At 51.1% G+C, this 5,669-nt stretch carries 5 protein-coding genes; 3 read left to right on the top strand and 2 right to left on the bottom strand.

The genetic code is table 11. The features are described from left to right. Positions 1-111: 111 nt before the first annotated feature. The gene (locus D6783_01880) at positions 112-1,671 is read left to right on the top strand and encodes a sodium-dependent transporter (GenBank protein ID RME53498.1); all 1,560 of its coding nucleotides are present in this window, start codon (positions 112-114) and stop codon (positions 1,669-1,671) included. Positions 1,672-1,682: 11 nt separating this feature from the next. Continuing rightward, positions 1,683-1,913, top strand: coding sequence for a hypothetical protein (locus D6783_01875; protein ID RME53496.1), 231 nt, complete (start codon positions 1,683-1,685; stop codon positions 1,911-1,913). 177 nt (positions 1,914-2,090) lie between these two features. Here D6783_01875 and D6783_01870 read toward each other — a convergent pair whose 3' ends face one another. Further along, the gene (locus D6783_01870) at positions 2,091-4,235 is read right to left on the bottom strand and encodes an AAA family ATPase (protein ID RME53497.1); all 2,145 of its coding nucleotides are present in this window, start codon (positions 4,233-4,235) and stop codon (positions 2,091-2,093) included. A gap of 220 nt (positions 4,236-4,455) precedes the next feature. Continuing rightward, positions 4,456-4,950: an Hsp20/alpha crystallin family protein gene (locus D6783_01865; GenBank protein ID RME53495.1), complete on the bottom strand. Its 495-nt coding sequence runs from the start codon at positions 4,948-4,950 to the stop codon at positions 4,456-4,458. Positions 4,951-5,103: 153 nt separating this feature from the next. On the opposite strand from D6783_01865, the gene D6783_01860 reads away from it, so the two are divergent. Next, positions 5,104-5,505 carry a MarR family transcriptional regulator gene (locus D6783_01860; GenBank protein RME53494.1) on the top strand — a complete coding sequence of 134 codons (402 nt, stop codon included), beginning with the start codon at positions 5,104-5,106 and terminating at the stop codon, positions 5,503-5,505. Positions 5,506-5,669: the final 164 nt, after the last annotated feature.

The raw sequence follows: 5,669 nt of genomic DNA, 5'->3' as shown, positions 1-5,669 counted from the left end.
TTTTTTGGGAAAAAAGTAAAGTAGAAAGTTTGTTTGGTGTTGAACAGCTGTTGAAGAAACGCTTGTGTTTTTTTTTTTCGGAAAGCGTAACGTGTTGGGGGGTGGTTGAACGTGAATCGTCCACGATGGGCTTCAAGGACTACATTTATTCTTGCAGCGGTTGGGTCTGCTGTTGGTTTGGGGAACGTGTGGCGTTTTCCGTACCTCGCGTACAAGTACGGTGGTGGCGCGTTCTTGGTTCCCTACCTCGTCGCGCTCGTGCTTATCGGTGTTCCCGTTCTCATGCTCGAGTTCGGTATTGGCCAAAGATTTCAGAAAGGAGCAGTGCACTCGTTTCGTGAGCTGCATCCTCGCTTTGCTGGTCTTGGTGTTTTTGCGTTGCTAAGCGCGTTCATCATTGTTTGCTATTATGCTGTTGTTATGGCGTGGGCGCTCATTTATTTTTTCGCGAGTTTTACGCTTCGTTGGAAGGGGGACGCGAGCGGTTTTTTTTACGATAAGGTGCTTCAAATCGCGCCCGCCATTACGTCTCCTGAGGCGGTTTCTCTTAACCTCGTTTTAGTGCTTGCCTTGGCGGCGGTGTGGGTGCTTATTTACTTTTGTGTGTGGAAAGGCGTGCACAGCGTTGGCAAGGTCGTGGCGTGGACGGTGCCGCTTCCTGTGTTGCTCTTGGCTTTGCTTTTGGCGCGGGCGGCTTTTCTTCCAGGGGCGCTGAGCGGGTGGTGGTTCTACCTCGTTCCGAAGTGGGGGGCGTTGCTTGATCCTGAAGTGTGGCAGGCGGCGTTCAGCCAGATTTTGTTCACACTCACGATCGGGTTTGGCGTGATGATTGCGTACGCGAGTTATAATAAGAAGGATGAAGATGTTGTGAAGAATGCTTGGGTGACGGCGCTCATCAACAGTGGCATCTCGGTCTTTGCAGGCTTTGTCGTGTTTGCAGTGCTTGGGTTCATGGCTCACACGCAGGGAACGAGTGTTGGCGACGTCGTCGCGAGCGGGCCCGGGCTGGCATTTGTTGTTTTTCCGCAGGCGCTTTCGCTCTTCGGTAAGGCCTCGGCGTTTTTTGCAGCGCTTTTCTTTTTGACGCTGCTCTCGCTTGGGATTGACTCCGCGTTTTCCTTGGTTGAGGCGGTGAACGCGGCGCTCAAGGATTGGAGTCCGAAGCTCTCTGTTGCAAAGCTCAGCGCGATCGTGAGCGTTGTTGGGTTTTTAGGCGGGCTTATCTTTACAACAAGAGGGGGTTTGTACTTTCTTGATATTGTAGACCACTTTGTGAACAATTATAACCTTGTCTTGGTCGTTATTTTCCAGTCTGTTCTGGTTGGGTGGGTGCACGGCGCAGACAAGCACTTTCAGTTCTTGAATGCGGTGAGTGAGTGGCGCGTAGGTGCGTGGTGGAAGGTGAGTATTCGGTATGTTGTGCCGGTGCTGCTCTCTTTGCTTGTTTGGGTGAACTTGTTCTTGAAGAAGACCGAGGCGGGATGGGAGTGGAAAGGCGACCTCCTCGCACCGTACGGCGGTTACGGAGCGTTTTCCTTCATCATCGGCTGGGCGGTTGTGCTCGTGCCCCTCGTCCTTTTTGTTTTGTTTTTCATAAAGGGCAGTGAAGGAGGCGGCGCAGCTGTCGCGGCTGCCCCCGGGCGTCCTCGGAGAAGGGGCTCGAGAAAATAGGATTTTTTTTCTTGTTTTTTTTTCTTGTTTTTCTTCTTCTTTTTAGGTTCTCTCTTTGTGTCTTTTTTGAAGAACAGTTCGTGGAAAAAAAGAGAAGCGGGGAAAAGAGAGAAAAAAAGGTGGTGGGTAACACGCGACGCGCTTCCCTCCCTTCGAAGGGGGTCGTCTGGCCGTCCTTGCGAGTTTCTTTCCCCGGCGTTTTTTTCTTCTTTTTTACGTGGTTGCGCTTTCTCTGCCGGTGACGCCGGGATGGTGCATGCTCCACACGTCTTCGAACGCGTAGAACTCCCCTGCTAGTTTTCGGTTGTAGGTTGTTCTTCGCTGGTCTCGCATGGTGCATCACCCCTCTTCGTTTTTTTTCTTTTTTTTTCCTTTGTTTTTTCTTTGGTTAACGGTACGTTAACGGTGCTGGTTCGTTGTTAGGCTTTGGCAACAGCAGGTTTTGAAGTTCCCTCCAGGGGCGTGTTTGTTTCTTTTGTTTTGTGGACAAGCATGGTGTAGGCTTGTTCAAAGTGCTCGTTTGCCACTTGTGGCGTTTTGAGTTTTCCGGCTTTGTAGAGGCGAAGGGCGTGCATGCCTGCTTCGCGGCAGATGCCTTCGATGTCAGCGCCACTCATGCCTTTTGTTTTCTTTGCCCATGCTTTGAGGTCGACGTCTTTTGCCAGGGGCATGTTCTTGGTGTGGACTTTGAAGATTTCTTCTCTTGACGCTTCGTCCGGGAGGGGCGTTTCGAGCTTGAGGTCGATGCGGCCCGGCCTGAGGAGTGCAGGGTCGATGAGTTCGGGCCTGTTTGTTGCGGCGATGATAGCGACTTGTTCGAGTGGCTCGATGCCGTCAAGCTCGTTGAGCAGTTGGTTGACCATGCGTTCTGTCGCGTCGGTAAGTGTTGATCCTCTCACTTTGGAGATGCTGTCAAACTCGTCAAAGAAGATGATGCTCGGGGCGAGTTGGCGAGCTTTCTTGAAGATTTCTCGGATGTGTTTTTCACTCTCCCCAACCCATTTGCTGATGAGTTCTGGTCCTTTGACGGCGATGAAGTTCGCATCTGCCTCGTTAGCGACTGCTTTTGCGAGGAGGGTTTTTCCTGTTCCTGGCGGGCCAAAGAGGAGGATGCCTTTTGGTGGCTTAATGCCGAATTTGGCAAAGCTCTCTGGCTCTTTGAGCGGCCACTCGATCGATTCTCTGATTTTTTGTTTGACGTCATGGAGGCCGCCGATGTCGTTCCACGTTGTTGTTGGTTTGGTGATGAGGACTTCGCGCATGGCTGAGGGCTCGACGGTTTTGAGCGCTTCTTTGAAGTGCTTCATCTTCACTTCAATTTTGTCGAGGATGTTCGCTGGTACTTTTTCCGAGTATTCTTTGAGGCTGGGGATGAAGGGCTTGATGGCCTTCATTGCTGCTTCTTTGCAGAGGACTTCGATGTCTGCTCCGGTAAAGCCCAGGGTTTTCTTTGCGAGCCAGGCGAGGTCGACGTCTTTTGCGAGTGGCATGCCTCTGGTGTGGATCTTGAAGATTTCGAGGCGGCCTTCCTCGTTCGGAGCGAGTATTTTGATTTCTCGGTCAAATCGTCCAGGCCTTCGCAGCGCTTCGTCAATGTCGTCTGGCCTGTTTGTTGCGGCGATGACGACGACGTCGCCACGATTGGTGAGGCCGTCCATTGATGTGAGGAGTTGGGCGACGACGCGCTTTTCTGTTTGGTCTTTTCCTTCGCCTCGTTTTGGTGCGATGCTGTCGATTTCGTCAATGAAGATGATGCTTGGCGCGTTCTTGGTTGCTTCTTCGAAAATTTCTCGGAGCTGGCGCTCGCTCTCGCCGTAGTACTTGCTCATGATTTCAGGTCCTGCGATGGAGTAGAACGTGGAGTCCGTTTCTGAGGCCACTGCTTTTGCGAGGAGGGTTTTTCCTGTTCCTGGCGGGCCGGTGAGGAGGACTCCTTTTGGCGCGCCGATGCCGAGTTTTTGGAAGACTTCGGGGTGTTTAATGGGGAGTTCTATCATCTCCCTGATGGCTTCTATTTCGTTGCTGAGGCCGCCGATGTCTTCGTAGCTGACCTCGGGGATTTTGAGGGATTCGGCCTTGACGACTTTGTCGGAGATGATGAGTTGGGTGTGCGGCGTGACTTGAACGTACGTGTTGGGCGTGACCTTGGTGACGACGTAGTGGAGGTGGGTGCCCATCACGTCGATTTCAATTTTTTGTCCTTTGACAAGGGGTTTGTCAAGGAGCCTGTTGTGGAAGTATGCGGTGGGGTCGCCGGTGAATTGTACTGGCTCGACAGGGGAGATCGTGACTGTTTGTGCGGGTTTGCAAGTGATGGGGGTGATCGTGACTTCGTCGCCGAGGCCGGCGCCAGCGTTGAATCTGATGTTTCCATCAATGCGGATGATGGCGAGATGCTCGTCTTGTGGGTGGAGTCGTCTCACTGATGCTACTGTTTTTGTTTTTCCTTTTACTTCGATAAAGTCGCCGACGTCAAGGCCGAGTTTTGCAAGGACCCAGGATGGGATGCGTGCAATGCTCCTGCCTACGTCGTCTTGGAGTGCTTCTGCGACTTTGAGTTGGATGGTTTTTTGGTCTTGGTTCATCGTGGTTACCTCCTTTGAAGTTTTGTATTATTTTGTGCTTTTTTGTGTTTCTTTTGTATTGTTTTTTTTGTTCTTCCTCTCAGTGATCAAGGGCTTTTTTTCTTGCGGCGTGATCGTCACCCCGGAGGGGTTTGAAGAGGAGGCGGTTCTGCCTTCCTCTTCCTTAACGTATGTTTTTGGCGAAGAGTTGTTTTTTTGTTTACTCTACGGTGATGTGCTTGCCTTTCTTTTTCGAGGCAACTTTGGGCATTTTCAGCTCGAGCACCCCGTTCTTGTAGGTTGCTTTGATGTTCTCGGTGTCGACGCCGTCAGGGACGGGGATGAATCGGTAAAATCCTGCGTAGCTTCGCTCGAGCCGGTATGTTCCTTTTTTCTTGTCCTCTTCTTTCTTCTCTTCTTTTCGTTCGACCTTCACCTCGACGCCGTCGTCTGTGGCGTTGACTTGGATGTCTTGTTTTTCAACGCCGGGGAGTTCAATGGTGGCGATGAATTCTTTGTCGGTTTCGGTGAGGTCGGTTAGGGCTTGTCGGTATCCTACGGGCACGAGTTCGCTGCCTCCTTCTGGTCCGGTGAGGAGGGGTCTTGCTCCCCACGTGGCGTCGGCGGTGAAGAAGGTGTTGAAGAGTCGGTCCATTTCATTTTGCAGGTGGCGTAGTTCGTCCCAGATGGTCCAGCTTCGCACCATGGTTCTCACCTCCTATTTTTTTTGTTGATTTTAAGTCAACAAATAATAGTTCATAACTTATATTTAAACTTTTCGTTTTTTTTGAATATTATTGACTTTTTATGAATTGAATTGCCTTTTTTTTAGAAAAATTTAAAAATGATTGTTGCCTGAAAGACGGGTATGATGCGCTGTGTCATGCTGAAAAGCTTGCATCGGCGTCCAGGAGACGACGCTGAAGACTACCTCTCCTGGCTGAGCGAGAGCTTTGGCCTGGCAAAAGGGAGGGATACTGAAGGAACGCTTCAGCGCGTCCTCAAGACCGTCTTGCAGAGAGCAAAAGGGCGGGAGGGTGTACGCGTCGAGGACGTTGCACAAGAGCTGGGTGTTGCTGCTCAGCGGGTCAACTACCACGTCCGCTACCTCATCGACGCGGGTCTTCTTGTTCGCGAGCGCCGCAGGTTATTTCTCCGCCAAGGGAGCTTGAGCGCTGCAGTGGAGGAAATGCAAAAAGACGCTGAGCGCTTTTTTGAACGCATGAAAGAAGCAGCAAAACACATCGATGAAACGTTCTCGCTGGAATGAACCAAGCACAGCCCGTCTTCACACACAAGAGAGGAATGCCAGAAAGATGCTCCAAGAGGGGTGGGAAGGTAGCGGCTTACTCTGATTTTGTAGTATTGTCAACAACTTTTTTTTAGTCTGTTCGTAAGATTTCCTTTATAGGTTTTCCCTTCGCTAGCTTGTCG

The organism is Candidatus Woesearchaeota archaeon (assembly GCA_003694805.1).
Lineage (GTDB): Archaea > Nanobdellota > Nanobdellia > Woesearchaeales > J110 > J110.
This window is presented reverse-complemented; position numbering and strand designations above follow the sequence as displayed.

Excerpts from the sequence above, each read along its gene's own strand:
- D6783_01860 (RME53494.1), top strand. The coding sequence starts at position 5,104 with ATGATGCGCTGTGTCATGCTGAAAAGCTTGCATCGGCGTCCAGGAGAC.